The following is a 26,315-nucleotide window of genomic DNA, read 5'->3' as shown; positions in this document are numbered from 1 at the left end:
CCTAAAGGGGAGCATATCATTTTGGATGATAGGTCTTTGTTTTTTGATTTAAACTTTGTACATTGGATAATTTACGGTTGACAGAATATAAATGAAAGCGTATGATAAAAATGTGGAAGTTGTAAATTTTGGAATGTACGAATTTTGAAGGGCGTACAGATTTATGAGATCATGAGAAAGGAAGGGTGTTATGGTACTTTTAGGCGACTTGGCCGAGATTGTATCGGGGCACAATGTTGCCCGTCTGTCTGCTTCCGACCAGGACCGGAAATATACGAATGCGGATTTTGAGCGCGATTTTTATCGGATGAAGTTGGCTACGCTTACGAATCCGATTATATACCGTCAACCGGGATCGAGTGAGAGTATGGCGGCAGCCATTATTTCGGACGACAACCGGGGTAAATTCATCAGCCAGGTATTTGCTATTTTGGACATTGACACGAAGAGGCTCCATCCGGCTTACCTTTGTTATTTGCTCAACGAGTCCGACGACATCAGCCGACAGAGCCGTATTTTGCTGCAAGGGTCGGTCATCGTCCGCTTGTCGGCCCAGCAGTTGAAGCAAATCGAAATCCCACTGCTTTCCATGGAGGATCAGGAAAGATTGGGACAGATGTATGTGACGGCCCTCTATCAGCAGTATTTGGAACGGGAAAAAACGGAATTGAAATTTCAGGCCCTGCGCGGCCTTTTACATGACTTGGAAAAAAGCAAACGAGGAGAGATATCTAATGAGCACTGAAAATAAGAACCTTGAACAAGTTTTATGGGACTCGGCAAACGTCATGCGTCAGACCATGGGCGCGGCCGACTATATGGACTATGCCTTAGGCCTTATCTTTTATAAGCATCTGTCGGACAAGACTTTGGAAACGGCGGCGACGGTCTTAGTCGACGGCGGCGAAGTGACGGAAGCCGATGTGGCGACGGAAGCCCTGCGTCAGGCCGTTTATCAGAAATATTATGATGACCCGGCTTATCAGGAGGACTTGCTGAAATCGATGGACATGGACTACGTCATCAAGCCCAAGTTTACCTTTACGGCTTTGGTTGAAGAAATCAATGAGCAAACCTTCCAACTGGAACACCTCAACCAAGGCTTTACTGACCTCGAGCAGTCGAATACGACCTTATTGGAACACCTTTTTGACGACGTGGATTTGCATTCGACGAAACTGGGGTCGACGCCGCAGCGGCAAAACGACCTCATTGCCGACGTCATGAAGGCTTTGGCACCGCTCAATCTCGACAGTCACAGCGGCGATATCCTCGGCGATGCCTATGAATACCTCATCAGTAACTTTGCCTCCGACATGGGCCAGAAGGCCGGCGAATTCTATACGCCTCAGTCGGTATCGACCTTGTTGGCTCGCATCGTTACCCGCGGTCAGGAAGGGAAGCGGGGCTTTGCCGCCTATGACCCGGCTATGGGATCGGGGTCGCTCTTGCTCAACGTCCGCAAATACATCGAAAAGGCCGACGCCATCAACTACTACGGCCAGGAAATCAAGACCTCGACGTATAACCTGGCCCGGATGAATATGATCATTCACGGTATTTCGGCGACGAAACAGCAGCTCCGCAACGCTGACACCCTCGATACGGACTGGCCGGCCGATGAAATCACCGACTTTGACGGCGTCCTGATGAATCCGCCGTACTCACAAAAATGGAGTGCCAACAAAGATTTCCTGACTGATACCCGTTTTGCCGACTATGGCGTTTTGCCGCCGAAATCAAAGGCCGACTACGCTTTCTTACTTCACGGCCTCTACCATCTGAAAGCGACGGGGACCATGGGCATCGTCCTGCCTCACGGCATTCTTTTTAGAGGGGGAACGGAAGGAAAAATCCGTCAGAAGCTCTTGGAAAAAGGCTTCATCTATGCCGTCATCGGCCTTCCGGCAGGACTCTTCTATTCGACGGGGATTCCGACGACCATCGTCGTGTTGAAGAAAGAACGGCCCGGCCGCGACGTCTTGTTCATCGACGCCAGCAAGGAATTCGTCAAAGAAAAGACCCAGAGCCTCCTGACGAAAGACAATATCGAACGAATCTTTAAGGCCTATACAGAACGGAAGGACGAAGACAAATTCTGCCACGTCGCAAGTTTTGACGAAATCGTAGAAAACGACTACAACCTGAACATTCCTCGCTACGTCGATACCTTTGAGCCCGAACCGGACATCGACTTAGGAGAGCTTAATAAGGAGCTGTCAAAGACGAATGCGGAACTGGCAGCCAACGAAAAAGAACTGTTGGCCATGATGAAGAGCCTGACCACGGCAGACGAAAAGAAAGCCAAAGACTTACAGGACTTCCTGGAGCTCTTTGAATGAGGTGTGTGAAATGATAAAAGAAGAAAAGAAAAGGCCGGCTATACGGTTTGAAGGCTTTGAGAATGATTGGGAACGACGGAAAGTAGGAGAATTTCTTACAATTAGTAAGATTCTTGGACATACTGGCCTTGATGCTAAGAAGCTAACCGTAAAATTATGGGGCAAAGGGATTGTAAGCAAATCTGATGCTTTTAAAGGTAGCGAAAATACACAATACTATATTCGCCATGCCGGACAGTTTATGTACGGGAAATTAGACTTTCTTCACGCTGCTTTTGGCATAGTGCCAGACAACCTCGATGGATACGAATCTACATTAGACTCTCCTGCTTTTGATATTCATGACATGGATAGTCATTTTTTGCTTGAACGAGTCCTGCAAAGAAGTTTTTATCTGTATAATGGGATAATTGCCAACGGTAGTAGAAAAGCCAAACGGATACATGAAAATTTGTTTTTGGATATGACTTTATTAGCACCTGACTATCTTGAACAAAAAAAAGTTGGAGATGTTTTTCGTAATATAGGGAATGTTATTGATCTGCATCAACGTAAGCTGGAGCAGGTGCAGACGCTAAAGAAATACTTCCTGCAAAATATGTTTCCTGCTGAGGGTGAGACAGTGCCTAAGATTCGCTTCAAAGGTTTTACGGGCGATTGGGAACAGCGTAAGGTTTTAGACTTGTTGGATTTATTAACTGATTTTGATGCTAACGGAAGTTTTGCTGATATGGCAAAAAATGTTAATACTTTTGATGGAAATGGCTTTGCTTGGTATGTCAGAATGACTGATTTGGATAATCCCAAACCGCTTGATGAATTAAAATATGTAGATAAGCCGTCTTATGATTTTTTGAGAAAAACCCATCTTCATGGCGGTGAATTGCTAATGGCAAAACGAGGAAATATAGGTAAAATCTATATCTTTGAACCGCGTACGGAATATGCAACCGTTGCCCCTAATATGTATTTATTGAAACTTAATACAAAGGTTGTTCCCAGATTTCTTTATAACTTTTTTTTATCTGATGAAGGGAAAAGACAACTTCTTAGATTAAATGCGTCCACTACAATGGGAGCTTTATATAAAGACGATGTAAAAAATATTGATGTGATTATACCACCAATTGAGGAACAAAGGAAAATTGCTGAATATTTTGCTTATCTCGACAACCTCATCACCCTTCATCAACGTAAGTTAGACCAGTTACAGTCTTTGAAAAAATTCATGCTTCAAAATTTATTTGCCTAAAAGGAGATGTATGGCCTATGAGTTCTTTTGAATCGGAAGCCAGTATTGAAGAGAAGCTTATCCGCCAGCTGACGGAAGGAAAGTCGCAGTGGACGTTTCGTGACGATATCCGCAGCTTTGACGACTTATGGGATAATTTTCGCCGCATTTTAGTTCAGAACAATAAGGAGATTTTCGACGCCCATCCTTTGACGGACAACGAGTTTTCGCAGGTACAGAACCAACTGCGGTTCACGTCTTTTTATGACGCTGCCGTCTGGCTCATCGGCGAAAACGGCGTCGTTCGGGTCATGATTCAGCGTGAAGATGCGTCCTTGGGGCGTGTCTACCCGGTCGTTTTCAAACGGGCCGATATTGCCGGCGGTTCGTCGGTCTATGAAGTCGTCCATCAGATTCGCTTTCTCCGCAAAGAAAAGATGAACCGCGACCGCCGCGGCGACGTGACCTTGTTGATCAATGGCCTACCCATGATTCACATTGAGTTGAAAAACCGCAGTCATCCTTATATGGACGGGTTCCGCCAAATCAAGCAGTACCTCAAAGAAAATGCCTTCCGGGATATCTTCTCGACGTTGCAGATGTTCGTCGTCTCTAATGCTGCCGATACGCGCTACATTGCCACGGCTTCTGAAAGTGAGCTCAATGAAAAATTTCTCTCGACGTGGCTCGATGAAGCCAATCGGCCGGTGACGGATTATCTCTCTTTTGCCAAGGCCGTCTTATCCATTCCGGAAGCCCATCAAATGGTGTCCCAGTATACGGTCCTCGACAGTGAACGCAAGGCTCTGATCCTGCTTCGCCCGTACCAGATTCACGCCATCCGTGCCATTCGCAGGGCCGTCAATCCGAATACCGACGGCGGCACCCAATCGGGCTACATCTGGCATACGACGGGGTCGGGCAAGACTTTGACGTCTTATAAGGCCGCCCGCTACTTGAGCCAGATTCCCGGCATCAAGAAGGTCGTCTTCGTCGTCGACCGCCGCGATCTGGACAATCAGACGACCGGGGCTTTTCAGGCCTATGCCGCCTACGATACGATCGACGTCAGCCAAACCGACAACAGCCGCGACTTGGTCAAAAAATTACAGTCCGATAAGGGTGACGTCTTGGTTACGACGATTCAGAAACTGCAGAACGTCATGAAACGCTATCCCAAGGGCTCGAAGCCTTATGAAAAGCTCCACACCCTGCGTCCGGTCTTCGTCGTCGACGAATGCCATCGCGCCGTATCGGCAGAGGCCCAGCGTGAGTTGAACCGCTATTTTACGTCGCCTTTGTGGTACGGTTTTACGGGGACGCCGATTTTCAGCGAAGATGCCAAAAATACACCGGGTGACCTGCCGGCGACGACGGAAGAACAGTACGGTAAGCGCCTCCATGCATATACCATCAAGGAAGCCCTGCACGACGAAGCCGTTCTCGGCTTTCAGGTGGAATACCAGAATACCTTCGATATGGAAACCTTGGCTGCCGAAAACGGCATTTCTATTCAAGGGGATGACGCCGGAGTGGAACGGGCTCTCATCAAGGGCAAGGTCATTCCCAAGGTCTATGAAGACGAGCAGCATATGCTCCAGGTCATCAACTTTATCATCAACCGATCGGCCGGTAAATTGGGCCTTGATCGGGGCCGGGGCAAGACTTTTTCGGCGATTCTGACGACGAGTTCCATCAAGCAGGCTCAGCGGTACTACCAGTTGTTCCGGGCTGTTAAAGAGCGGAAGGTCGACGGTATTTTCGTTCACGACGCGATCCGGCGGCAGCTTTCGGATTTCCCTAAGGTCGCCATTACCTACTCCCTCGGTGAAAATAAGGAAGGCGACACCTTTAATCAGGATCAGATGAAGGCTTCCATGATCGACTACAATACCATGTTCGGCACACAGTTTACGCTGGAACAGCTCGATGCCTATAACAGCAATGTCAATGACCGACTGGCTCGCAAGAAGCGCAAGTATCAGGTCCGGGATGAGCAACTGGATATCGTCATCGTCGTCGACCGGCTGCTGACCGGTTTTGATGCGCCGTCTCTTTCGACGCTGTTCATCGACCGCCAGCCCATGCGTTCATACAGCATCATTCAGGCTTTTTCACGGACCAACCGATTGTTTGACAAGCAGAAGCGATTCGGTCAGATCGTCACTTTTCAGGTGCCGGCCCTATTTAAGGAAGCCGTCGATGCGGCTATGACCCTCTATTCCAGCGGCGGCGGGACCTATGTGCAGGCGCCTACCTGGGCTGAGGCGGAAAAACGGTTTAAAGAGGCTCTCAAAAGGCTGCATCTCCTGGCTCCGACGCCGGAAGCTGTCGACGGCATGAGCCGAAAAGAAAAGCTCAGCTTCTTAAAAGCCTATCGGGAATTCGACAACGCCTATGCCGACTTGCAGGTCTATTCCGATTATCAGGAAAAAGATCTCAAAAGAGACTACGGCATCGATGAAGAGACGATTGAAGCCTATAACGGCAAGTTCAACAACGTCAAAGAGGAACTCAAGGGCGGAGATAACGGCGACGATCCGGAAGTCAATTTGGCCATCAACTACGACCTTCGCTGCTGCCACCGCGATCAGATCGATGAAGACTATATTTTAAAACTGATGGAAGCGGCCCGCGGCGACGAAAGTGCCCTCATCCTCGAAGATTCGGACCGTAACCGCCAGCTCTTTGCCGAAATCAATGCCGAAATCACGCGGTTCCGCAAGACGAATCCCGTGAGGGCGGCCATCTTGGAAGGGATTTGGCAGGAATATCAGGAACGGCCGGTCGACTTTGTGAACCGCAATTTTGCCGATGTCCTCAACGAACGGGTCGATAAAGAACGGACGCGGCTTATCGATGGTTTTGCCGAAGAATGGTGTGTTGAACCCGAGGTCTTGGATTACTACGTTGAAACCTTTGACATCACCAAAGATCCGGATGACAAACAGGATAATCAAGATGCCTTGCGAGAAGCATCTCACGTCAAAGAATACCGGAAAAAGAATCCGGGAGTCAGTGGTCTCAAGTATTGGCCGAACCTCAAAATGGCTTTGTGGAAGCTTTACGAAGAGAAAATTCAGAAACTACAGGAACGCTTATAAAATGTTTGACTGATAGAATGGGCGCTGATGGGGCGGTTTTCCGGTAGAGCTGCGTAAGGAGGATTTCCCTGTAATCGCTTATTCGTGTGAAGAAACAAAAAGAGGCGGTCCTTGGGCGGGACTGCCTCTTTATACGTTGGTGACGGGTAGTAAGTATGAGGGGAAAATCAATCTTCTTTGTCGAGGTCTTTTAGGAACTCGGCGGCGCTGTGGTAGTATTTCGCTTTTTCCGGATGATTTTTTAGTTCTTCTGCCTCGGCGATGGCGGCGAGGGTTTCGTCATTGAGGGCTTCCATGCGGCCTTCAAAGGGAATCCCGTCCTTTTTCAGTTTTTCGTCGACGTGGATGGTAATGTCAGCCATGGTACATCTCCTTTCTTTGTGCCAATATTATCTTGATTATGCCTGAGGAAGAAGGAAAAAGCAAGGCAACTCATGATGAGGGGCTCTTTTTGTACTGGAGGGGTTGATGGTTGCGCCGTATACATTCCAGCCGTCAGGTAGGTCTTACTTTTCGGTTTTATGACAATGACCTCGCATGACCTCGTATAGGATTAATTAGCCTCATATGCAGGTCGTGATTGACATATTTTCTAGGCCAAAGGTCTTGAAGTTTCTCAGCAATCGATTGTTAGGGTGTATTGAACGAAAAAACGGCAGCCCTTTAATCTGGGACTGCCGTTTTTTTATAAGATAATAAAGGTCTGTCTAGTCGCTGCGGTACGAAACTTCAATCTACGCCAGAATAGACATTGATGGCCGCAATGGCTGGCTGAAAGTTTCAACCAAGCGGAGCCTGAGAGACCTTGTATTTGTCGATGAGCTTGTGGAAGATGGCAGCCTTGTTGGGGATTCGGGAATTAGATGGGCCGAACGGTATAAGTGGGCTTATTGTAGACAGGTGTAGTACCTTCGCTTATAATGAGGCTAAGAGAACTGTAGGAGGTGACCGTATGAACAGAGCGATGCCGATTGGTGTTGAAGACTTTAAAAAAGTTCGCGAGAACTATTATTTTGTCGATAAGAGCGATTTTATCCGTCAGCTCATCGACCGCCACGGAGACGTCACCTTGATTACCCGCCCTCGCCGCTTTGGTAAAACTCTGACTATGAGCATGCTGGAATACTTCTTTTCTGTCGATAAAAAAACGGACAGTCAAGACTTGTTTTCAGAACTCGATATTGGAAAAGCCGGGTCGGAATATATGAAGTACCAAGGCGCTTGCCCGGTCATTTTTATATCGCTGAAAGATTTAAAAAACTTGTCTTGGGAGAGCATGCTGGATCAATGGGGGCTCTTTCTGCGGAGGCTGTATCTGCGGTATCAATATCTTTGCGACAGCGACGATATCGATGATGAGATGAAAGCGGATTTTTATCGTATCATCAAACGAGAGGCGACGGAAAATGAATTGGCCGGGTCTTTGACGCGATTGATGGAAATTATGGAAGCTTACTATCAAAAGCCGGTCATTCTGCTAATCGATGAATACGATGCTCCCATTCAGCAGGCTTGGGAATGTGGCTTTTATACGGAGTGTATGACCTTTATGCGCCTGTTTTTAGGCAGTGCCTTAAAAACCAATCCCGTCCTCGATTTTGCCGTTCTGACCGGGGTGCTTCGCATTGCCAAAGAAAGTGTTTTCAGCGGATTAAATAATTTAGAGGTATGCTCTGTATTGAGTGATACCTATAGCGATGTTTTTGGATTTACGCCCGGAGAAGTCGCAAATATGGCTTCTGAACTGAACATCACCTCAGCCATTCCGGAATTACAAAATTGGTATGACGGGTACCGTATTGGAACCAGTGAAATCTATAATCCGTGGTCGGTCATCAATTATATCAACCATCACTGTGTTCCTATGCCATATTGGATTAACACGTCGAATAACGCCATCCTGCGGGAGCTCCTTTCCCACGCTGATTATTTGCGTATCAAATCATTGCAGGGACTTTTACATGACGAGCCGATATCTGTCAGTTTGAATGAAGGTGTCGTTTATGAACGAATCGGCAGGGACCAAAGTGCACTCTACACGATGTTGCTTACAACGGGCTATTTAACGGTGGCTGCCGATGTACAGACCAGTTATGAGCGGTATTCACTGCGCATTCCCAATGAAGAAATTAAAAGAGTGTATAGCATGGAGATTTTGAATTCTTTGGCCGATGGGGCAGACCGGGATACCTTTGACGGGCTCTTCGATTTATTGCTGAACGGGAAGGGCTCTGACTTCTCTTATCAGCTTCAGCGGATTCTCCTTTGTTTTGCCAGTACGTATGATACTGCTAATAAAGAAAGTTTTTATCACGGATTCATGTTGGGGATGACGGCCTTGTTTTTAGGAAAAGACTATGTTGTTGAATCGAATCATGAAAGCGGGTATGGGCGGTTTGATCTGGCCATTTTTCCGAAAGATATTTCAAAAGCCGGCGTCGTCATGGAATTTAAGAGTGCCGATGGGGAAAAACAGTTAGAAGAAAAAGCAAAAGAAGCCTTACAGCAGATTGAAGATCGAAAATATGAAACAGCTTTTGAACAGCGTGGCATCTCGATGGTATGGAAATATGGCATTGCCTTTTGTGGGAAAAAAGTGCATGTCGTCGTGAAGTGAGATGACTGAGTTTTGAAGGAAAAACGGCAGCCTTTATGGGGGCTGCCGTTTTCCTTCATTGACATCACCAATTGGTTGGCGGGAGAGATGTGGAGATAGGAGAGGATTTTCGTATTTACTGAAAGGATGATATCGGGGAATGCGAAGAAGTTTAAAGAGGAAGAGGTGGACGCTGTGAGCGATTATAGACACTCCGGGTGTACGGATCGTAAGCTTGAAGCGGTTATTCGTGACATGGTCGCTGTTTATCGGGAAGTCTTTGGCGGAAAGATTGAGCAAATCCTTCTGTATGGCTCCTATGCCCGCGGTGACGCCGATGGTGATTCGGATATTGATATGGCGGCCATTGTACATGGTGGTCGTCAGGAATTGCAGGAGAAGTTAAAAAAGGTTTGGGACGTTTCTTCGGATTTGGAAGTAGCGTATGAAGTGGTTATTTCACCGACCGTCATCCCTTATGATGAATACATGGCGTACAAAGAGGATTTGCCCTATTATCGCAATATTTCTGAAGAGGGAATCTGTGTCGACGACTCAATTCATGATGAAGACAGAAACGGGCGATAGGCGGCGTTGAGGGAGCCCTTTGATTTGCCATAAATAGCGAATCGATGGAGAGGAAGCCGGCACTTTTGAGTGTCGGCTTTTTGCGATAGTGGGGATAGCAGGTGTAAGCCGAAATACTCGTTTTACAGGTTGGCGATTACAGGCGCAGATTTTTTATTGAGGAGACCCCATAAATCTCTTATGAGATGTATTGGTTCTGATATAATTATGCGCTATAATGTGTGATATATACTGGCCGGCGAGGGGATTTCGGCGCCGGCGTTTTTGATATGGGGGAATTGGTATGAATATAGCTGTGTTTTCTATTGTCATGGGGTATTGCGGGCTGGCTTTTTCTTATATGGCGGCGTCTGTCCTTTGGGGGCTGCCGGACGTTATCGGGAAGGGTATCGGCATCGTTGCGGCCGTGATTTATGCGGGACTGGTTATCGGCTATGGACGGAAAATAATCCGGCGGTCGGATGCGGTTCTTGCTGAATGGAAGAGTCCGGAGGGGACGCCTTTTTTTGCCACCTTCGGCATGGCGTCAGTCCTGTTGGCGGCCATCGTAGAGGCTTGGTCGCTTCCGGTGGCGGCCGTGATTTGGGTCATCGGGGTATTGGCCCTTTTCGCCTGTATTTTTCTCTTATGGCGGCGCTGGATGCATGAGAAGCAGGACATCAGCCGTCTCACGCCGGCATGGCTGCTGATCCTCATTTCACCGCTGACGATTCCTGTGGCCGGCAACAGTCTGAAGCTGTTCGGATATCAGGAGTTGACCTTGTTCAGCCTGAGCATCGGTCTGGGCCTCGGCATGGCCGGCGTCATGTTCTTCCTAAAAGAAGCCGTCTTTGATAAGCATTTCGGGCCGGGCCTTTTGATCCTCCTGACACCTTTCGGCATGGCCTATCTCGACTACACGGCCACCTTCGGAACGGATACCTTTTCGACCCTATTGCTGCACTGCGGTTTGTTCCTGGCGATCCCCCTTTTGATTACGGTATTGACCGATATGGTCAAAGGGACTTTCAGCCTCCTCTGGTGGTCGACGGGCTTCCCTTTCATGGCCTTTACCAATGCCATGCTGCACTATGCGAAATCGTACCCGTCGGACATTACGAACGTCCTCAGTGCTGAATTCTTGGCTGGCGGCACGGTCCTCATTGCTTATTTGTCTATAAAGACGATATCATTTCTGCGAAAAGAACGATAAATCAATAGAAAGGGGCTACTGCACGAAGCGGTGAGCCCCTTTTTTACTGGCTGGTTTTATTTATTGTTGAAGTGAGCATCCAGTGCCTGGCTGAACCAGCGCCCATTCAGGACGTGGTGAATGATATTTTCTTTGGCAGTGCTGTCGATGCTCGTATCCTGATCCATTTCTTTCAGGATGGGGTCATAGGTTGTATGGCCGTAGGTCTGGGTATACCAGGCTTTTTCGGTGTCGGCGTTGACTACGAGCTGGGTCGGACCATCAGCGACAGGCGACCATTGTTTCCATGGGGCCAGCCCTTTTCCATTAGGATTGCCGCGGCGCATGAAATTGCCGATGTACTGCTGGACGGCATCGGTCAGTGCCAGGGCTCCCGCATTATCAAAGGAGCCTGCCGGGTATCCTGTAGCTGTTGCCGTGGCGTATCCGGTAACGAAAGGAATCCAGATGCCATGAACCGATCCCGATAATAAGGCTGCCTTTTCGCCGACAATATCCGGGTTTTCCCCATAAGCGATAATCATGGTATAAATCGGGGCACTGCCATAATGGGGACTCATTTGAGCGGCCGATGCTTCGACATTGAAGAGCTCATACATCTGGCTGCCGTAATTTCTGGCAAAGAGGAATTCCTGCTTTTTCCGGGCATCAGTGAGAACCGTTTCATCGTCGACAGCTTTTTTGAAATAGGGATCACTGCGGGCAAAAAGCGTAAATTCATTGGTACCACTGAGCATGAGCAGCGGCACTTGATTATAGGTCGTCGTCTGGAAGCCGTCTTTATCGAGGACGACGCCGTCCGTGTAGAGGTGGGGGAAGGCGTTCATGCGGATGAAGGCATGACCAAAGGAACCGGCCAGCTTATCCGCCGAAAGTTGATGCAGATAGTCTGCCACATCGGACGTATCCTGCAGCAGCCATGCTTCGGCTTCCGCTTCCGTTGCTTTGATGCCGTCAGCTACGACATAAGGGGCCAGGTGCTTGGCAAAAATCTTCTGGGCATCTGCCGTATCAGATGTGGTCATCCCGCCGCTAAAAGAAATAGCCTTCTGGAACTTACCCTTTGCGGCCGGTGAAATGAGCAAGGCCATGACGTCGCGTCCGCCTGATGAAAAGCCGGAGACGGTGATGTTGTGAGGATTCCCACCAAAACTACGGATATTATCCTTGGTCCAATCCAGCCCCTGCATGATGTCCAACAGTGTGTAGTTTCCAGAGTTTTCTTCGGCTGTGCCGTGTTTCAGGGCCGGCAGCGGATTGAAGCCGAGGGCTCCGAGACGGAATTTGGCACTAATGGCGACGACGTTTGCTTTTTCGGCAAATTGCTTCAGATTGACCTGTTCGGAGTCTCCAGTTTGATTATTGCCGCCATGGATGAAGAAGAGAACCGGCAGATTGATTTCTGCCGTATCCGGGCGGTATATGTCGAGGTTAAGGCTGTCTTCGACGCCGGTGTATCCCTTAGCCGTCTGCTGAATAGCGGTCGGCCCCGCTTTCGTCGCATCTTTTATACCTTCCCACGGTGACGGATTCTGAGGCGCTTTCCAGCGCTGGGCTGTCCCATAAGGCACTCCCTTCCAGATAAGCGTCTGGTCGTCTTTGACGCCCTTTACAAATCCGTACTGCGTATTCTGCAGTGGCTGTTGCTGATAAGCTGGTATAATTGCCTTGGAACGGCGAGATTGTACCGGAATTTGCGCCGTCTGAGCCGTGATTTCTGCCTGCGGATCCGTGATTTCTGCCTGCGGATCCGGAGCGGCTGCCAGTACAGCGGATACTGATAAAACAGCGGCCATCAATGATAATAATACTTTTTTACGAATCTCCATGACATTCCCTCATTTCTACTAACTCACTTGTATTATTTGATATTATGTTTTACATGATATCATACTTAATAAATTTTGTCTCTATCCATAAAAAGTAAAAATATATGTGGTAATTTGGCTATTTAAAGCAAAATAAAAAATCGCCTTTCCCTGTTCCTTTGCAAATTGCTTTCATCTGGCATGGACACTTTCCTTTATTAGGAAAAGATATTTCTGCATGTATATTGCAAATGGACTGGGGTAAGACTGGCAATATAAAACGAAAGTTTGGGTATGGTACAATAGAGGTATCCTATTCGGAGTTTTTTTGTTCTCGTGCGAGCGTTACCCCGAGGTTTTTCCTTTAAGGAAGGGATTCGATACATTTTTTGGAATAATTTTATATATTATTTTTTAAAATTTTGTAAAGATATCTTATACAGTTTATTGACTTATGATAAAATAGGAGGTAGTGGGGCTCATCTATTATATCTTGTTATAAATAGAAAGGATAGAAAGACATGATTAAAGTACTGTTTATTTGCCATGGAAATATTTGCCGCTCGCCGATGGCCGAGTTCGTCTTCCGCAAGATGGTCGATGAAGCGGGGCTCTCCGATTCGATTGAAGTCGCGTCCGCAGCGACGTCGGACGATGAGATTTGGAGCGGCAGCGGAAGTCCGGTCTATCCGCCGGTGGAACGGCTGCTCAAGGAACACGGCATGGACCCCAAGGATAAGCGGGCGGTCCGGCTGACTGTCGATGATTACGATAAGTACGATTATTTTATCGGCATGGATGATGAAAATCTGTCCGACATGAAGTTGACCTTAAACGGTGATCCCCAGCGCAAGTGTTCGCTCCTCCTCGATTATACGCATCATCCGCGATCGGTGGCCGATCCCTGGTATACCCGGGATTTTCAAAAGACCTGGGACGACGTCGATCACGGCTGTAAGGCTTTCTTGGAGTTTTTAAAGAAAAAGCATTTTGAGGGCTGATGAGGCCGAAAGGTAAGCATTTGTTAGGAGCTGAGGAATATGGCCATTGATGTCGACTCTCTTTTGGCCGTATTGGAAGACCCGGCGCCGGAAGAAAAATGGGTGAAGGCCGAGCCTAAAAAGGGCGACCACATCCGCGTGCGGCGCATCGGCGGATTATATTACCATCACGGGATTTATGTCAGTGACGACGAGGTCATTTCCTTTGCCGGCGACGACGATTATAATCCTATCGACTGGTGGGATACGGAGATCCAAGCCACGTCTTTTGAACAGTTTCGCCAGGGCGGTGAGATCGAGGTCCGGAAGTATACGGAAAAAGAGGCTGAAAGCCTTTGTGACGTCGATGATACGATTGCCTTTGCCCGGGCTTGTTTGGGCAATAAGGACTACGACCTGTTGTTTCACAATTGTGAGCACTTTGCCAATGCTTGTAAGCTCGGCGTCTATCGCAGCCAGCAGACGGAGAATCTCCTCTTGGGCGATGCCTTGACCAAAGCTATCCAGTGCCTGTGGGGTCAACGACTCCCGCTTATAGAATCGGGAGCTTGTAAGTCAGAGAAACATAGGTGGTAACGATGCTGAGAACAACATCTCCCTAATTCTGCCTACATCATCGGGCAGTTGACGATGCCCGTTTTGCCAAGGAGATTTACTCCGAGGCAGTTGTTTTTCTCTCGTAACGAGGGTGGTTGTTTCCGGCAATCCACATCGTACCAAGATGCTGGATATTCATAGCTCCGATACGGTCATCGTTGGATTGGTATCCGCACTGGCAGCGATACAGATGTTTGTGAGGCTTACGGTTTTCCTTATGGACAGTAGCGCACTTCGGGCAACGCTGAGAGGTGTATTTTGCCGAGACTTTCAATACTTCTGAACAATTTTCGTGAGCCTTGTAGGTCAGATATTGCTCAAGCTGATAGAAAGACCAGCTCCGCAGGTCATAGTTCTGTTTGGATGTTTTGGAAAGATGTGTTTCCTCAAAGCTGACACCCGTCAAATCTTCCAGCACAAACAGCGTATCCTTGCCGTATTTCGTAACGAGTGTCTTAGAAATCCGATGATTTACATCGGACATCCAACGGTTCTCTCGTCCGGAAAGGGCTTTGAGTCTGCGCTTTGCGGATTTTGTGCCTTTGGATTGGAGTTGTTGTCTGACTTTGAGGAACTTATGTCGTTTGGCTGCAATCTTTCGCCCGGAAACGAACTCTGTTTTGCCTTGTTCATCGTAACTGACCGTCAGGAATCGCAAACCACGGTCAATACCGACAACGTGACGGACGTTTTCTTTTTGGAAATCTTCAACCGCTTTGGTGACGGGAATATGCAGATACCACAGGCCTTTGAGTTCAACCAGTTTGGCCGTACCGAAATTCCATGAGCCGTCCAAATATTTTGAAAAGGGCTTGTTTTCAAAGGTACACTGGGTTCGTTTGCCAAGGGTGTTGATAGACAGGCTTTGGCCGCTATCCACGAAGCTGTAATCGCGATTGCGAACCAAATCCGCTTGCGGGCGCTTGAAGAAGATGGGCTTCCAAAGCCATTCGAGCGTTTTCGTGATGTATTTCCAGGTGCCGTCTTCGTCCTTGTATTTGTACGGCTTTTGAAATAGCTGCTGCTTGACAGTCTTATAGCGAGCCATTGTCGTCTTGATGGACGATTGTGCAAGCTGCGACTTTAAGCTCTTTGTTGAGGCTTTGATAAGCCAAATTGAATTGATTGTCGAAGATGTATTGCGACACAAAATTACAAGCCTGACGGTACTGTTCGGTCATTTGGCGAAACAGAATTTCTTGTTCCGGAGAAACATGGAGGCGAAGTTTTATCGTTTTAGTTAGGTTGGACACTTTTTCTCACCTGCCTTTCTGAAATTATATTGCTTTCATCAAGACCACCATATCATATATGCTACTAAAACTCCAGTATTTTAAGAAAGTGAGGTGACGCGGGCATTCCGCCCCGACCTAAGAGGTCGGAGTATCCTGCCCTGTTTAGATGAAGATGCCCGCCGGCAGTGGTTTACGGAGGCCTGGCAAGATCTGAAAGCTCAGGTAGAGGATAAATTGCGCCGGGACAAGGAAGAGGAAGAAAATCAATAGATCGTCTGCTCGTCGATTTGGCGGAATAAGGGTTCGTAACGCTTGGCATCCCTTTTCAGGCAGACCAGGTAATAGTCGGTTTGGCATTCTTCGTCGACGATGGGGAGATTGATGCGCCCCGGCATGTCCTCGCCGCGGTGCATGAAGTAGCTCGAGACGAAGAAGGGATAGTCGGAATTTTGGGCCAGCTCCAGGAAGGACTCGCGCTGGACCTGCAGTAAGTAACGGGTGTTCGGCGTCTTGTCTTTGGTCATCTGCATCCAAAAGCCGATGTGCGATAAGAGCAGGATGGGCCGGCCGTCCAGATCTTTGAGGTGGATTTCCGGGTAAAAGGCCAGGGCATCGGATGGCGGGATGGAGAGAAACAGTTTTTCACTGCCGCATTTTTTGACGAATAAATCGTCGCCGTCGGGAATCGTATGGGTGACGGCCAGTTGGTATATGTTGTTTCGCAGGCCTTCGGCAAAGGAGGCGTCGTCTTTCATGTCGGCCGAGATCGTCTTGCCTTCAAAGAGGCTGTTGATGATAGGCGTCAGCACCATTTGCGGGACCGGAGCGCAGTAGCCGATGGAAATGGTGTGAAGGCTGCGCTCGTAATTGCGGACGCGGCTGCAGAAATCGAGGTTTTCCTGTAATACCCGTTTGGCATAGGGAAGGGCATAGCGACCCGTTTCCGTGAGCTCGAGGTGATTTTTGCTGCGGACAAATAAGGGGACGCCTAATTCAAGCTCCAACTTCTTCATGGCTCTGGTCAGGGCCGGTTGAGAGGTATGGAGCTTTTCTGCTGCCTTGGTCAAGGTGCCGGCGTCGGCAAAGGCGGCAAATTGGGCTAAGAGGTTTGTTTCAATCATGGTCGTCTCCTTTTCAGTATACAGTAATTGAATAGTGAATTCCTTTGTTGGTATTGTACAATTTTTTCCGGATGCTGTAAACTTCTACATGTGGACAGGAAATATCCAATACGCACAGACTGCGTATCTCATAGATTGATTCACCGTAGAAAGGAGCCTTATTTATGGAATATACGAAACTCAGCAACGACGTTCGCCTTCCCTTGTTGGGACTGGGAACCTTTATGATTAGTCCGGAAGATACGGAAAAATCGGTGTACGATGCCTTGAAAATGGGCTATCGCCTCATCGATACGGCCAACGCCTATCTCAATGAGGAAGCCGTCGGCAAGGGCCTCAAGAAAGCCTTGGACGAAGGCTTGTCAAACGGGAAGATATCTTTTTATCGACCAAGATTTGGCCAACCCTCTATGAAGCGTCGGACGCCGTCGATAAGACCTTGGAACGGCTCGGCGTCGAGTACGTCGATCTCTTATTCATTCACCAGCCCGCCGGCAACTACAAGGCCGGATATGCCTTGATCGAAAAGGCTTATAAAGAAGGAAAGGCCCGGTCCCTGGGGATTTCTAACTTCTTCGGCGACAAGCTCGAAGCGCTGCTGGCGGCAGCGGAAGTGAAACCGCACGTCATCCAGCTCGAAACCCATCCCTACCATGTATACGATGAGGTTATGGTCCGCCTTGGGGAATACGGTACGAAACTCATGGGCTGGTATCCCTTGGGCCATGGCGATCCGGAGCTCCTTCACGATCCGATCATTACGAAATTATCGGACACGTATCATAAGAGTACCGTCCAGATTTTGCTCCGCTGGGCCGTCCAGCGCGGCTTCATCACCATTCCCGGTACGAAGAATCGGGACCATCTGCTCAGTAATTTCGATATCTTCGACTTTTCCCTGACCGACGAAGACATGGCCGCCGTCAACGCCTTGAACGGCACGCGCCGCTATTATACGCCGTCGCAGGAACTGGAAACTCGTTACGCTAACATGCATTTGCCCTTTGAAGGCTGATAGGAGGATAAGACTATGGAATTTGTAACCTTAAACAACGGAATTAAAATGCCGAAACTCGGCTATGGTGTCTATCAGACGGATCCGGCCGATACGGAACGGGCCGTCAGCGATGCGCTGGAAGTCGGCTACCGCCTCATCGATACGGCTGCCATTTACGGCAATGAAGAAGGCGTCGGCGCCGCCATTGCGAACAGCGGCATCGCCCGGGAAGACCTCTTCATTACGACCAAGCTCTGGGTCCAGGACCACGGCTACGACAACACGCTCCGGGCTTTTGACGCGTCGATGAAGCGACTCGGTCTCGACTACCTCGACCTCTATCTCATTCATAAGCCCTACGGCGACTATTACGGTGCTTGGCGGGCCATGGAAAAGCTCTATAAGGAAGGCCGCATCCGGGCTATCGGCGTCACCAGCTTCTGGAACGAACGCCTGGCAGACCTTGCCAATATGAATGAAGTCAAGCCGGCTGTCAATCAGATCGAAACCAACGTCTGGAATCAGAAATGGTCGGAAGATGCCTTTATGAAAGAAATCGGCATCCAGCACCAAGCATGGGCTCCCTTTGCCGAAGGAAATAATGATATTTTCCGCACGCCGTTGATCCAAAAAATTGCTGAAACCTATGGCAAGACCGTCGGTCAAGTCATGCTGCGCTGGCTCTTACAGAGAGACATCGTTGCCATTCCCAAGTCGGTCCGCAAAGAACGGATGCAGGAAAACTTTGACGTCTTCGACTTTGAACTGACATCAAAAGATATGGAAGCCCTCCGCACCCTCGATACGGGCAAGAGTACCATTTACGATGAAATGGACCCGCACGTTGCCCTGAACATCGGTAAGGTAACGCTTCACGACTAAGAACGATTTATAATACATATTATATATATAATAAAGAGGCTGTTATGGAAGAATTATTTCTTTGATGACAGCCTCTTTTGTCGTGGTACTGCGCTTTTTGGAAGCCGCCATCAGACGGGTCTTCTTTTTTTGCGGCCTCGGGACTGTTGTCTATCCGGATGCGTTTAGCTGCATATATTATAGATAGATAAGAGAGGAAGCGACGGGAAACAGAAGGGGGGGGAAATTGGATTCGAAAGGGCTAAGTGACGAAAAAAACGAAAAATAGGCGACATGAAAGGGACAAGAAAATGAAAAAAAGCGGAACAAAGATGACGATCCGGAATGTAAAATATGTGTTTTTACAATAGACAAATGTGCGATAGTTAAGAAAGCGAAAGTCCAGCGAAGGTTATGCGAGAAGATTTTATACCTAACGAATTATTGAAAAATACTGGTTGTAATACGGAATCGGTAAGTAAATTTAGAGATGATGAAAAAATGGTATTGCAGATTTGAACCCTCTTTTTGAAAGAGTTTTGGACGAGAGGGGGACTTCGTCCATTCCGTATATCGAGGGTTCTGCGGCCGGATGGAGGATATACACGCGGAGTTATGGAGGCGCAGACGCTGTTCGGGAACCTTGAGGGGAAACGGGTGAAGCCGGACTCCGAAATCGATGAAAAGATTAAAGATGGAGGGAAATTTTTCGATGAAAATTTGTCTGTCCAGCGATTTTTTTGAATTTTCGAAAAAAACGGGACTGAGAAAAAGTAGACGGTAAATTTATTCACTGTAGGTGAAATACGATGCGGCTTTTCCTTCCCTTTACAATTTGCTGGGTTTTTATGCCGAAAAGAAGGGTTAAACAGGCCTCTTTGTACGAAAAATATCAAAGGGATTCAGCACGGAATCGAGGGGGCAAAAAAAGATTTGGTAAAAATTTTCTAAAAAAGTGCATAAACCCCGATGGATATGTGGATTTTCTATGGTTTGGAAAGAATTTTGCTGATTTTGTATACACGGCGTAAACGGCATGGTTGTGCCATTTGTGGTAATGAGTAAAACTCTCAAAATTGAACGAGTTTTGACAAATCGATGCAAACCGAGTATAATGCATAACAACTGGTGTAGTGCTTATGCAGGTGGCACCAGGTGATAGAGATTGTGAAATGGTTATTATCAAGGCAGTAAAAGAGAGGAAACTAGGACAACTCGCCAATGAACCCTTGAAAAATTACCTTTCGTTCATCTCGACTGTAACGAAGTAAGACGAAAAGAAACTTATTTTTTACGGAAAAGAGGTAATTTTCATGAAATCCAAAGTATTAGCAGCTCTCGTAGCAACCATGGCTGTTGGCGCAACGTGCGCATTCGCAGCTAACCCCTTCGTCGACGTACCGTCCGACAGCTGGGCTTATAAATCCGTCGTAGAATTGGCTGACGCCGGCATCATCCAGGGTGTTGACGGTGAACATTTCCAGGGCCAGCGTAACATCACTCGTTACGAAGCCGCTGAAATGGTCGCAAAAGCTATGGCTCACATGGACAAAGCTTCTGTTGAACAGCGTGCCCTCATCAACAAATTGGCTGATGAATTCGCTGACGAACTCAACAACCTCGGCGTTCGCGTAAGCGCTTTGGAAAACCGCGTTGGCAACGTTAAAATGACCGGTGACGCTCGTGTTCGTTTCATCCACCAGGATAATGACGACAACGGCAACGGCAAAATTAAAGGTGACGACTCCTGGTCCTACCGTGTTCGTCTCCGCGCTAATGCCCAGGTTAACGACAAAACGAAAGTAACCTACGGTATCAGCACCGGCAACCACACCTTCTCCCAGGATGGTGCTGCTGACGAAGAAAACGATATCTACACCGACCGCGCTAACGTTGAATACAACTTCAACAAAGATTGGAGCATGATGGTTGGCCGTTACAACTACAAAATGGGCGGCGACAACTCCTACGGCTTCCTCTATGGCGATACCTTTGACGGTGCTCAGTTGCAGTACAAAGGCGACAGCTTCGCTTTGACCGGTGGCTATGGTAAATTCAAAGCCGGCGAAGTAGCTGGTGATTCTGAACTTGATATTAAAGGTGTTAAGACCGGTTACGGCGAAATCGAAGGCTTCTTCGGTAACGGCTCTGCTATCGGCGGTTACTACAATGACTTCTCCTCTGGCACCGGCTTCAACTTCGACGACGCTTGGGGCGCTTATGCAAGCATCAACCTCGGCACGAACTGGAACGCTTTGGCTAACTACGAAAAATACAACAGCAAGAGCGGCAACCAGGATCCTGAAATCTGGGTCGGCAAATTGACCTACGGCGCTGCTAACTTCGCTACGCCGAAGTCTTGGGACCTCTGGGTTGAATACCTCAACGCTGATGACGGCTTTGGTAGCACAACCAGTGACTTCGTTGGCTCTACGGACAGCTGGAGAAGCGACAACCTCTTGAACAACGTTAAATCTTGGGGTGCCGGCATTGACTACACCTTCGCTAAGAACGCTCAGTTCCAGGTAATGCAGTCCTTCGCTTCTGAAGCTAAGAGCGGCAGCAACGATCCTGGCGAAGAAACTCGTGCACAGTTCGTATTCGTATTCTAATCTTTAGAATTACCGATACTCGCTTGTTTCACAATCAAAAGGCTCTGTCTTCGGACAGGGCCTTTTTTGCGCCCTTTTTTAAGTCAGTGTCACAAGAGGGGATTGAGCCTCCAACGTTTTTCGAGGAAGGGCTTTTTCGGCCGGAGAAGATTTTTCGAAGGAATGTAAAGTTTTTCTGTTTTTTGAGAAGGATTTCGCCTTTCTTTGTTGAATACTATAAGTATAAGGGAGGCCGGAATGGAGTTACATTCCAAACGGGCTCTCTCCAAGAAAGGAAGGGATGTTTTATGGCAACCATCGTTAGAGGTAAGAATTTAGAAATTACACCGGCTTTGAAAGACCACGTTGAAAAACAGGAAAAGAAAGTTACGAAATACTTTGATAACGAAGTCAATGTCCAGGCCCTGCTTTCTGTAGAAAAAGATCGTAAAGTCGCTGAAATTACATTGAAAGTAGACGGCGTCGTCCTTCGCGGTGTCGAAGGCAACGACGATATGTATGCTGCTATCGACTTAGTCTACGATAAGCTGGTCCGCCAGATTCATAAATACAAGACGAGAATCGCCCGCCGCATGAAGAAAGGTACCTTCAACGCCGCCCTCATCGAAGGCCCGGCTGTACCGGAAGAATCCTTTGAAGTGGCTCGTGTCAAGAAATTTGCCGCTCGTCCCATGGATGTGGAAGAAGCTATTTTGCAGATGAACCTCGTCGGCCACGACTTCTTCGTATTCCTCAACTCCAAGACCGACACAATCAGCGTCGTCTATAAACGAAAACACGGGAAATACGGCCTCATCGAACCGGAATATTAAATCCCTCGATATTGCTCGGAATACAATTTAATATATGAATGAAAAACGGCCCTCAACCGCAAATGGTTGGGGGCCGTGTTGTGTCTTACAGACCTGAGGAATATTCTTTTTTACCGGTATAAGAGGTTGGTGAAATACTTCTTGAATTCTTCGAGCCCCATAGATTGGTATTGGTCATAAAGGGCCTGGCAGACGGAATCGGTGGGATAATTGATTTGATCCTTTTCGTCGGTAGCTGCCGTATAGATGATCTGAGCGGCTTCTTCCGGGCCCGGGAATTCTTCATGGCCGTGGAGGAGGTATTCCTGTTGGTGGGCGGCGACGTCTTCATAGCCTGTACGGTCGTTGATGGGGGTCTGGAAGTTTGTCTTGGTGCCGCCGGGAATCATGGCCTTTACAAAGACGTTGAAAGGCTTCATTTCATAGTATAAGGATTCGAGCATCCCTTGCTGAGCTCGTTTGGCTGCGCCGTAGACGCTGTCCCGCGGCAGGGCGATGATGGCCGCCAGGGACGTCGTCGTCAAGATGGCGCCGGCCCGGCGTTTTTTGAAGTGGGGGACAAATTGCTGGGTTACCAGCATGGTACCGAGGACATCGGTGCTGAACACTTTATGGATGGCATCTTCCGGAATGCGTTCGAGGGGAGCCATGACGCCGTAGCCGGCGTTGTTGAGGAGGACGTCGACGTCGTAGTCGGCCAGGGCTTTTTGGCAGGTTTCCTTAATCTGCTGTGAGTCTGACACGTCGAGGGGCATGATGACCACATTGGGCAGGTCCTTCAAGTCTTCTCCTTTTTTCAAATTTCGCATAGTGGCGATGACGCGCCAGCCTTGACGAGAAAAATATTTTGCCGTTTCTTTGCCGATGCCGGACGAGGCACCGGTAATAAAGATAGTTTTCATCTCTTTTCTCTTTCCTTTCCTAAGTGAGTTAATATTTGGGGATGAATTTATTATGGCATCGAAAAAGGGAATCGACAATGGTCAGTATGGGACTGAATGGGACTTATGCCACACTTATATAAAAAGGGTAGCGAAAAAGTAACGAAAAAATGATACAATAAGGGAAAGCCAGAAAGGAGGCTAAGAATTATGAAATTAAGCGGTCATGAAGACCTGCGTGTACAAAAGACGATTCAGTCGATTCGGACGGCCTTTTCGGTCATGCTCTTAAAGGAGGACTATCGGAAGATCACCGTTACGGCCCTTTGCCGTCAGGCTGTGATTAATAAAAAGACTTTTTATCGCTACTATGACAGTGTCGATGCATTGCTGGAAGAGATCCTCAGTGAATTTTCCAAAGGCTATGTCGACACCATTTCTGATTATCAGGTGCCCGAGGATCTGGATAAGATCAACGCTGCTTTTTTCCATTATGCTGTCCATCAAGGGCCGCTGTATGAAAAAATCCTCTGCTCCGTATCGTATCAGCACCTTAGCAGTCACTTGGTGGAAGAATATATTGCCAAGAGTTGGGGGAAGGCTCCGGCCTTTCAGCAGTTGAGCCCCGGCGAACAGGAACTGTTTACGACCTTCATCCATGCGACGGGACTTTCCGTGTATCGTCAATGGGTCGAAGGCGGAAAAAAGCTTCCCGTCGAAGAGGTCATTGACATTACCAACAAACTCCTGAGTCAGGGCGTAGCCGGCCTGTTGCAACCAAATAATCCTGAGAGCGGTCAATAGCCGCAGCGGGCATAAAAAATGCAGTCATCCTTTTGGGTGACTGCATTTGTATTTGGCTGTCTGAAAACAGGGGTTAGGCCATGGTGATGCATCGTTCGAAGCGATTAGTCTTCTTCGCTGTGGAGGACGCTGATCTTGGGCGCGTGATGGATGGCCTGATCGAATTCGTCCTGGATTTCCTGGCTGGCTCCGCCTTCGAGCTTGCTTACGATGTAGATGGCGGCCAGGGAGAAGAGGAAGCCCGGTACGATTTCATAGAGGCCGAACCAGTTGAACTGCTTCCAAATGAGGACCGTCAGGCCGCCGACGATGATGCCGGCCAGGGCCCCGTTTTTGGTCATCTGCTTCCAGTACAGGGAGAGGAGGATCGTCGGGCCGAAGGCGGCGCCGAAACCGGCCCAGGCGTAGGAAACCATGGTCAGGATGTAGCTGTCCGGGTTGAGGGCCATGACGATGGCCAGGGCCGAGACGACGAGGACCGTCAGACGGCTGACGTAAATGAGTTCCTTGTCGCTGGCGTTCTTGCGGACGAAGGTGTGGTAGAAGTCTTTAGAAATAGCCGATGCCGTAACCAGGAGCTGGGACGAGGCCGTACTCATGACGGCAGCTAAGACGGCCGACAAGATGAGGCCTGTGGCAAAGGGCGGGAAGAGCTGACCGCTCATGACCAAGAAGACTTTTTCCGAATCGGCACCGGTCAAGGGCGTCGTGACGACGACTTTACCGACGAGACCGACGAGGACGGCAGCGGCCAGGGAGATGACGACCCAGGTCATGGCGATGTGCTTCGATTTCTTTAATTCAGCCGGGTCGCCGATGGCCATGAAGCGGACCAGGATGTGGGGCTGGCCGAAGTAGCCGACGCCCCAGGCCAGGGCCGAGATGATGCCGATGATGCCTGTCGTCGACGTGTCAGGAACCATGTCGAGGAGGTTCGGTGCCGTGTCGGCTAATCGGGTCATGACGGCTTCGCCGCCGCCAAAGGCAATCATGCCGACGACGGGGACCAGGACGATGGCCAGGAACATCATGCAGCCTTGAATGAAGTCGGTCCAGCAGACGGCCATGAAGCCGCCCAGGAAGGTGTAAACGACGACGACGCCGGCGCTGAGCAGGAGGGCCGAGAAGTAATCCATGCCGAAGACCGATTCGAAGAGCTTGCCGCCGGATACGAAGCCTGATGACGTATAGATGAGGAAGAACACTAAGATGAAGATGGCCGAGATGATGCGGATGAGGTTCTGGTCATCGTGGAAGCGGTTTTTTAAATAGTCCGGCATGGTCAGGCTGTTGTTGGCCACTTCCGTATAGTTGCGCAGGCGCTGGGAGACGAAATGCCAGTTGAGATAGGTGCCGATGGCAATGCCGATAGCAATCCACGACGCCGAAATACCCGTCGAGTAGGCAAAGCCCGGTACGCCCATGAGCATCCAGCCGCTCATGTCGGACGCTTCGGCACTCATGGAGGTGATCCACGGTCCCAGGCTGCGGCCGCCGAGAATGTAGTCGCTCAGCCGCTGTTGGGAGCGGGAATAATAAATGCCAATAGCCAGCATGGCCCCGAGGTAGAGGACGAAGGCGGCTAAAATAGGCACATTATAGTGCATCATAATGGTGAAAACCCCTTTCAATATATTACTATATTATAAAAATTACATAAAGAATAAACCTATTTTAGCATATTCATGCGGCCTTGTATAGAATTTGTCAAGAGGGAAATGGTGATTTCTGTTCAAGGGGGCGGTGAAAAAGATCCTTTCTATTGCGGGCAAGCCATTCCCTATAAGATGATATAAATTAGCCGATAGGCAGCTGCCAGGGCGATGTATGAAAAAAAGCGCTGCACGGAAGGCCGTGCAGCGTCTTTTGGCCGTACTCAGACTTTCAGCTTGTCAATCGTATTCACGAAGGCTTCGTAACTTGCCATGCCGTTGACGAGAACGGCTTTTTCCCCGTATTGAAGCTGGACTGTCGGCAACTGATGAATCCCCAGGGAACGTGTCAGTTCCAGATCTTTTTGGAAGGCCGCAGTGGCACGACCGTCTTCAAAGGCGCGGCGAAACTGCGCTTTGTCTAAACCGGCCTCTCCCGCAATGGAGATAAGTTCATCGGTCTTTGTCGTCTTCCGTGTCTCGACAATGGTTGCCCGGCGAAGCTTCAAGAGAAAGGAAAAAGCCTTTTCGGGACAGCAAATTTCGGCTGCCTTGTAGGCGATGCAAAGGGGGTAGGAGGAACGGTGGTCGGCATTGAAGAGGTGGAAGCCGTCCATGTTGACCGGAAGGCCGCCGATGCCTTCTTCCCCCTTGTAAATTCGGGCCAGACGCCGGTTATAGAGCCGGATGCCTTCTTCGGCAGGCAGGGCCCTTTCTTCAGGAAGCATGAAGTCGCTGACATCCCGGACGAGGCCGCTCATGACATAGCGGAAGACGAGGCGGTCGCCGAAATGGTCGGCCAGCTGTTCATAGACCGGTTCTTGTTCGTAGGAGAGGCCCATCATGGGGTCCGTAAAGGTGGTGAGGATTATTTTTTCCAT

The 26,315-nt window shown here is 48.8% G+C and carries 21 protein-coding genes and 1 pseudogene; 15 read left to right on the top strand and 7 right to left on the bottom strand.

Features of this window, described 5'->3' with window-relative positions; translation table 11 throughout:
* Positions 1–190 precede the first annotated feature (190 nt).
* Genes A0U42_RS01875 through A0U42_RS01860 form a run of 4 tightly spaced genes read left to right on the top strand, consistent with a single transcriptional unit; the run spans position 191 to position 6,677 of the window.
* Positions 191–745, top strand: coding sequence for a restriction endonuclease subunit S (locus tag A0U42_RS01875; RefSeq protein WP_065359643.1), 555 nt, complete (start codon positions 191–193; stop codon positions 743–745).
* Positions 735–2,342 (top strand): type I restriction-modification system subunit M, encoded by a 1,608-nt coding sequence (locus tag A0U42_RS01870; protein WP_065359642.1) that lies wholly within the window; start codon positions 735–737, stop codon positions 2,340–2,342. The genes A0U42_RS01875 and A0U42_RS01870 overlap by 11 nt, the downstream gene beginning before the upstream one ends.
* 10 nt (positions 2,343–2,352) lie before the next feature.
* Positions 2,353–3,594: a restriction endonuclease subunit S gene (locus A0U42_RS01865; RefSeq protein ID WP_065359641.1), complete on the top strand. Its 1,242-nt coding sequence runs from the start codon at positions 2,353–2,355 to the stop codon at positions 3,592–3,594.
* A 17-nt stretch (positions 3,595–3,611) separates the two neighbouring features.
* Entirely contained in the window at positions 3,612–6,677 is a 3,066-nt protein-coding gene (locus A0U42_RS01860; RefSeq protein ID WP_065359640.1) for a type I restriction endonuclease subunit R, read from the top strand.
* A gap of 167 nt (positions 6,678–6,844) precedes the next feature.
* Here A0U42_RS01860 and A0U42_RS01855 read toward each other — a convergent pair whose 3' ends face one another.
* On the bottom strand, positions 6,845–7,039 hold the full coding sequence (locus A0U42_RS01855; RefSeq protein WP_065359639.1) for a hypothetical protein: 195 nt from the start codon (positions 7,037–7,039) through the stop codon (positions 6,845–6,847).
* Positions 7,040–7,629: 590 nt separating this feature from the next.
* On the opposite strand from A0U42_RS01855, the gene A0U42_RS01850 reads away from it, so the two are divergent.
* The 3 genes from A0U42_RS01850 to A0U42_RS01840 all read left to right on the top strand — a co-directional run bounded on the left by A0U42_RS01850 (position 7,630) and on the right by A0U42_RS01840 (position 11,053).
* Positions 7,630–9,294, top strand: coding sequence for an AAA family ATPase (locus A0U42_RS01850; RefSeq protein ID WP_065359638.1), 1,665 nt, complete (start codon positions 7,630–7,632; stop codon positions 9,292–9,294).
* A gap of 174 nt (positions 9,295–9,468) precedes the next feature.
* Complete coding sequence (locus tag A0U42_RS01845) at positions 9,469–9,861, top strand: nucleotidyltransferase domain-containing protein (protein ID WP_218055513.1); 393 nt, start codon at positions 9,469–9,471, stop codon at positions 9,859–9,861.
* A 283-nt stretch (positions 9,862–10,144) separates the two neighbouring features.
* The gene (locus tag A0U42_RS01840) at positions 10,145–11,053 is read left to right on the top strand and encodes a hypothetical protein (protein WP_083122136.1); all 909 of its coding nucleotides are present in this window, start codon (positions 10,145–10,147) and stop codon (positions 11,051–11,053) included.
* Between the two features lie 56 nt (positions 11,054–11,109).
* Here the strand turns inward: A0U42_RS01840 and A0U42_RS01835 are convergent, their stop codons facing one another.
* Complete coding sequence (locus A0U42_RS01835; RefSeq protein ID WP_083122134.1) at positions 11,110–12,882, bottom strand: carboxylesterase family protein; 1,773 nt, start codon at positions 12,880–12,882, stop codon at positions 11,110–11,112.
* A 500-nt stretch (positions 12,883–13,382) separates the two neighbouring features.
* Here A0U42_RS01835 and A0U42_RS01830 point away from each other — a divergent pair, with 500 nt between their 5' ends.
* Complete coding sequence (locus tag A0U42_RS01830) at positions 13,383–13,862, top strand: low molecular weight protein-tyrosine-phosphatase (protein ID WP_065359637.1); 480 nt, start codon at positions 13,383–13,385, stop codon at positions 13,860–13,862.
* Positions 13,863–13,901: 39 nt separating this feature from the next.
* Positions 13,902–14,438, top strand: a complete 537-nt coding sequence (locus tag A0U42_RS01825) for a lecithin retinol acyltransferase family protein (RefSeq protein ID WP_083122130.1) — start codon at positions 13,902–13,904, stop codon at positions 14,436–14,438.
* Positions 14,439–14,514: 76 nt separating this feature from the next.
* Here the strand turns inward: A0U42_RS01825 and A0U42_RS01820 are convergent, their stop codons facing one another.
* The gene (locus A0U42_RS01820; protein ID WP_255304075.1) at positions 14,515–15,507 is read right to left on the bottom strand and encodes a transposase; all 993 of its coding nucleotides are present in this window, start codon (positions 15,505–15,507) and stop codon (positions 14,515–14,517) included.
* Between the two features lie 450 nt (positions 15,508–15,957).
* Positions 15,958–16,815, bottom strand: a complete 858-nt coding sequence (locus A0U42_RS01815) for a LysR family transcriptional regulator (RefSeq protein ID WP_065359636.1) — start codon at positions 16,813–16,815, stop codon at positions 15,958–15,960.
* A gap of 164 nt (positions 16,816–16,979) precedes the next feature.
* Between A0U42_RS01815 and A0U42_RS11885 the strand changes: the two are divergent.
* The 5 genes and pseudogenes from A0U42_RS11885 to raiA form a co-directional block, all read left to right on the top strand.
* Positions 16,980–17,147, top strand: a pseudogene (locus tag A0U42_RS11885) (aldo/keto reductase); the annotation flags it as partial.
* A gap of 44 nt (positions 17,148–17,191) precedes the next feature.
* A complete protein-coding gene (locus A0U42_RS01810; RefSeq protein ID WP_369690863.1) occupies positions 17,192–17,830 on the top strand; it encodes an aldo/keto reductase in 639 nt (212 codons plus the stop codon).
* A gap of 15 nt (positions 17,831–17,845) precedes the next feature.
* Positions 17,846–18,694 carry an aldo/keto reductase gene (locus A0U42_RS01805; protein ID WP_065359635.1) on the top strand — a complete coding sequence of 283 codons (849 nt, stop codon included), beginning with the start codon at positions 17,846–17,848 and terminating at the stop codon, positions 18,692–18,694.
* A 1,292-nt stretch (positions 18,695–19,986) separates the two neighbouring features.
* A complete protein-coding gene (locus tag A0U42_RS01795; protein ID WP_065359633.1) occupies positions 19,987–21,285 on the top strand; it encodes an S-layer homology domain-containing protein in 1,299 nt (432 codons plus the stop codon).
* A gap of 287 nt (positions 21,286–21,572) precedes the next feature.
* Positions 21,573–22,097, top strand: coding sequence for a ribosome hibernation-promoting factor, HPF/YfiA family (raiA, locus tag A0U42_RS01790; RefSeq protein ID WP_044503092.1), 525 nt, complete (start codon positions 21,573–21,575; stop codon positions 22,095–22,097).
* A 110-nt stretch (positions 22,098–22,207) separates the two neighbouring features.
* Here the strand turns inward: raiA and A0U42_RS01785 are convergent, their stop codons facing one another.
* Complete coding sequence (locus A0U42_RS01785) at positions 22,208–22,999, bottom strand: SDR family NAD(P)-dependent oxidoreductase (protein ID WP_065359632.1); 792 nt, start codon at positions 22,997–22,999, stop codon at positions 22,208–22,210.
* Between the two features lie 189 nt (positions 23,000–23,188).
* Here A0U42_RS01785 and A0U42_RS01780 point away from each other — a divergent pair, with 189 nt between their 5' ends.
* Entirely contained in the window at positions 23,189–23,782 is a 594-nt protein-coding gene (locus A0U42_RS01780) for a TetR/AcrR family transcriptional regulator (protein WP_065359631.1), read from the top strand.
* Between the two features lie 104 nt (positions 23,783–23,886).
* On the opposite strand, the gene putP is transcribed toward A0U42_RS01780, so the two are convergent.
* Both putP and A0U42_RS01770 read right to left on the bottom strand, forming a co-directional pair.
* Positions 23,887–25,392: a sodium/proline symporter PutP gene (gene putP / locus A0U42_RS01775; protein WP_083122127.1), complete on the bottom strand. Its 1,506-nt coding sequence runs from the start codon at positions 25,390–25,392 to the stop codon at positions 23,887–23,889.
* 266 nt (positions 25,393–25,658) lie between these two features.
* Positions 25,659–26,315 carry a DsbA family protein gene (locus A0U42_RS01770; RefSeq protein WP_065359630.1) on the bottom strand — a complete coding sequence of 219 codons (657 nt, stop codon included), beginning with the start codon at positions 26,313–26,315 and terminating at the stop codon, positions 25,659–25,661.

Source organism: Megasphaera sp. DISK 18, from assembly GCF_001682955.1.
Classification (GTDB): Bacteria; Bacillota; Negativicutes; order Veillonellales; family Megasphaeraceae; genus Megasphaera; species Megasphaera massiliensis.
This window is presented reverse-complemented; position numbering and strand designations above follow the sequence as displayed.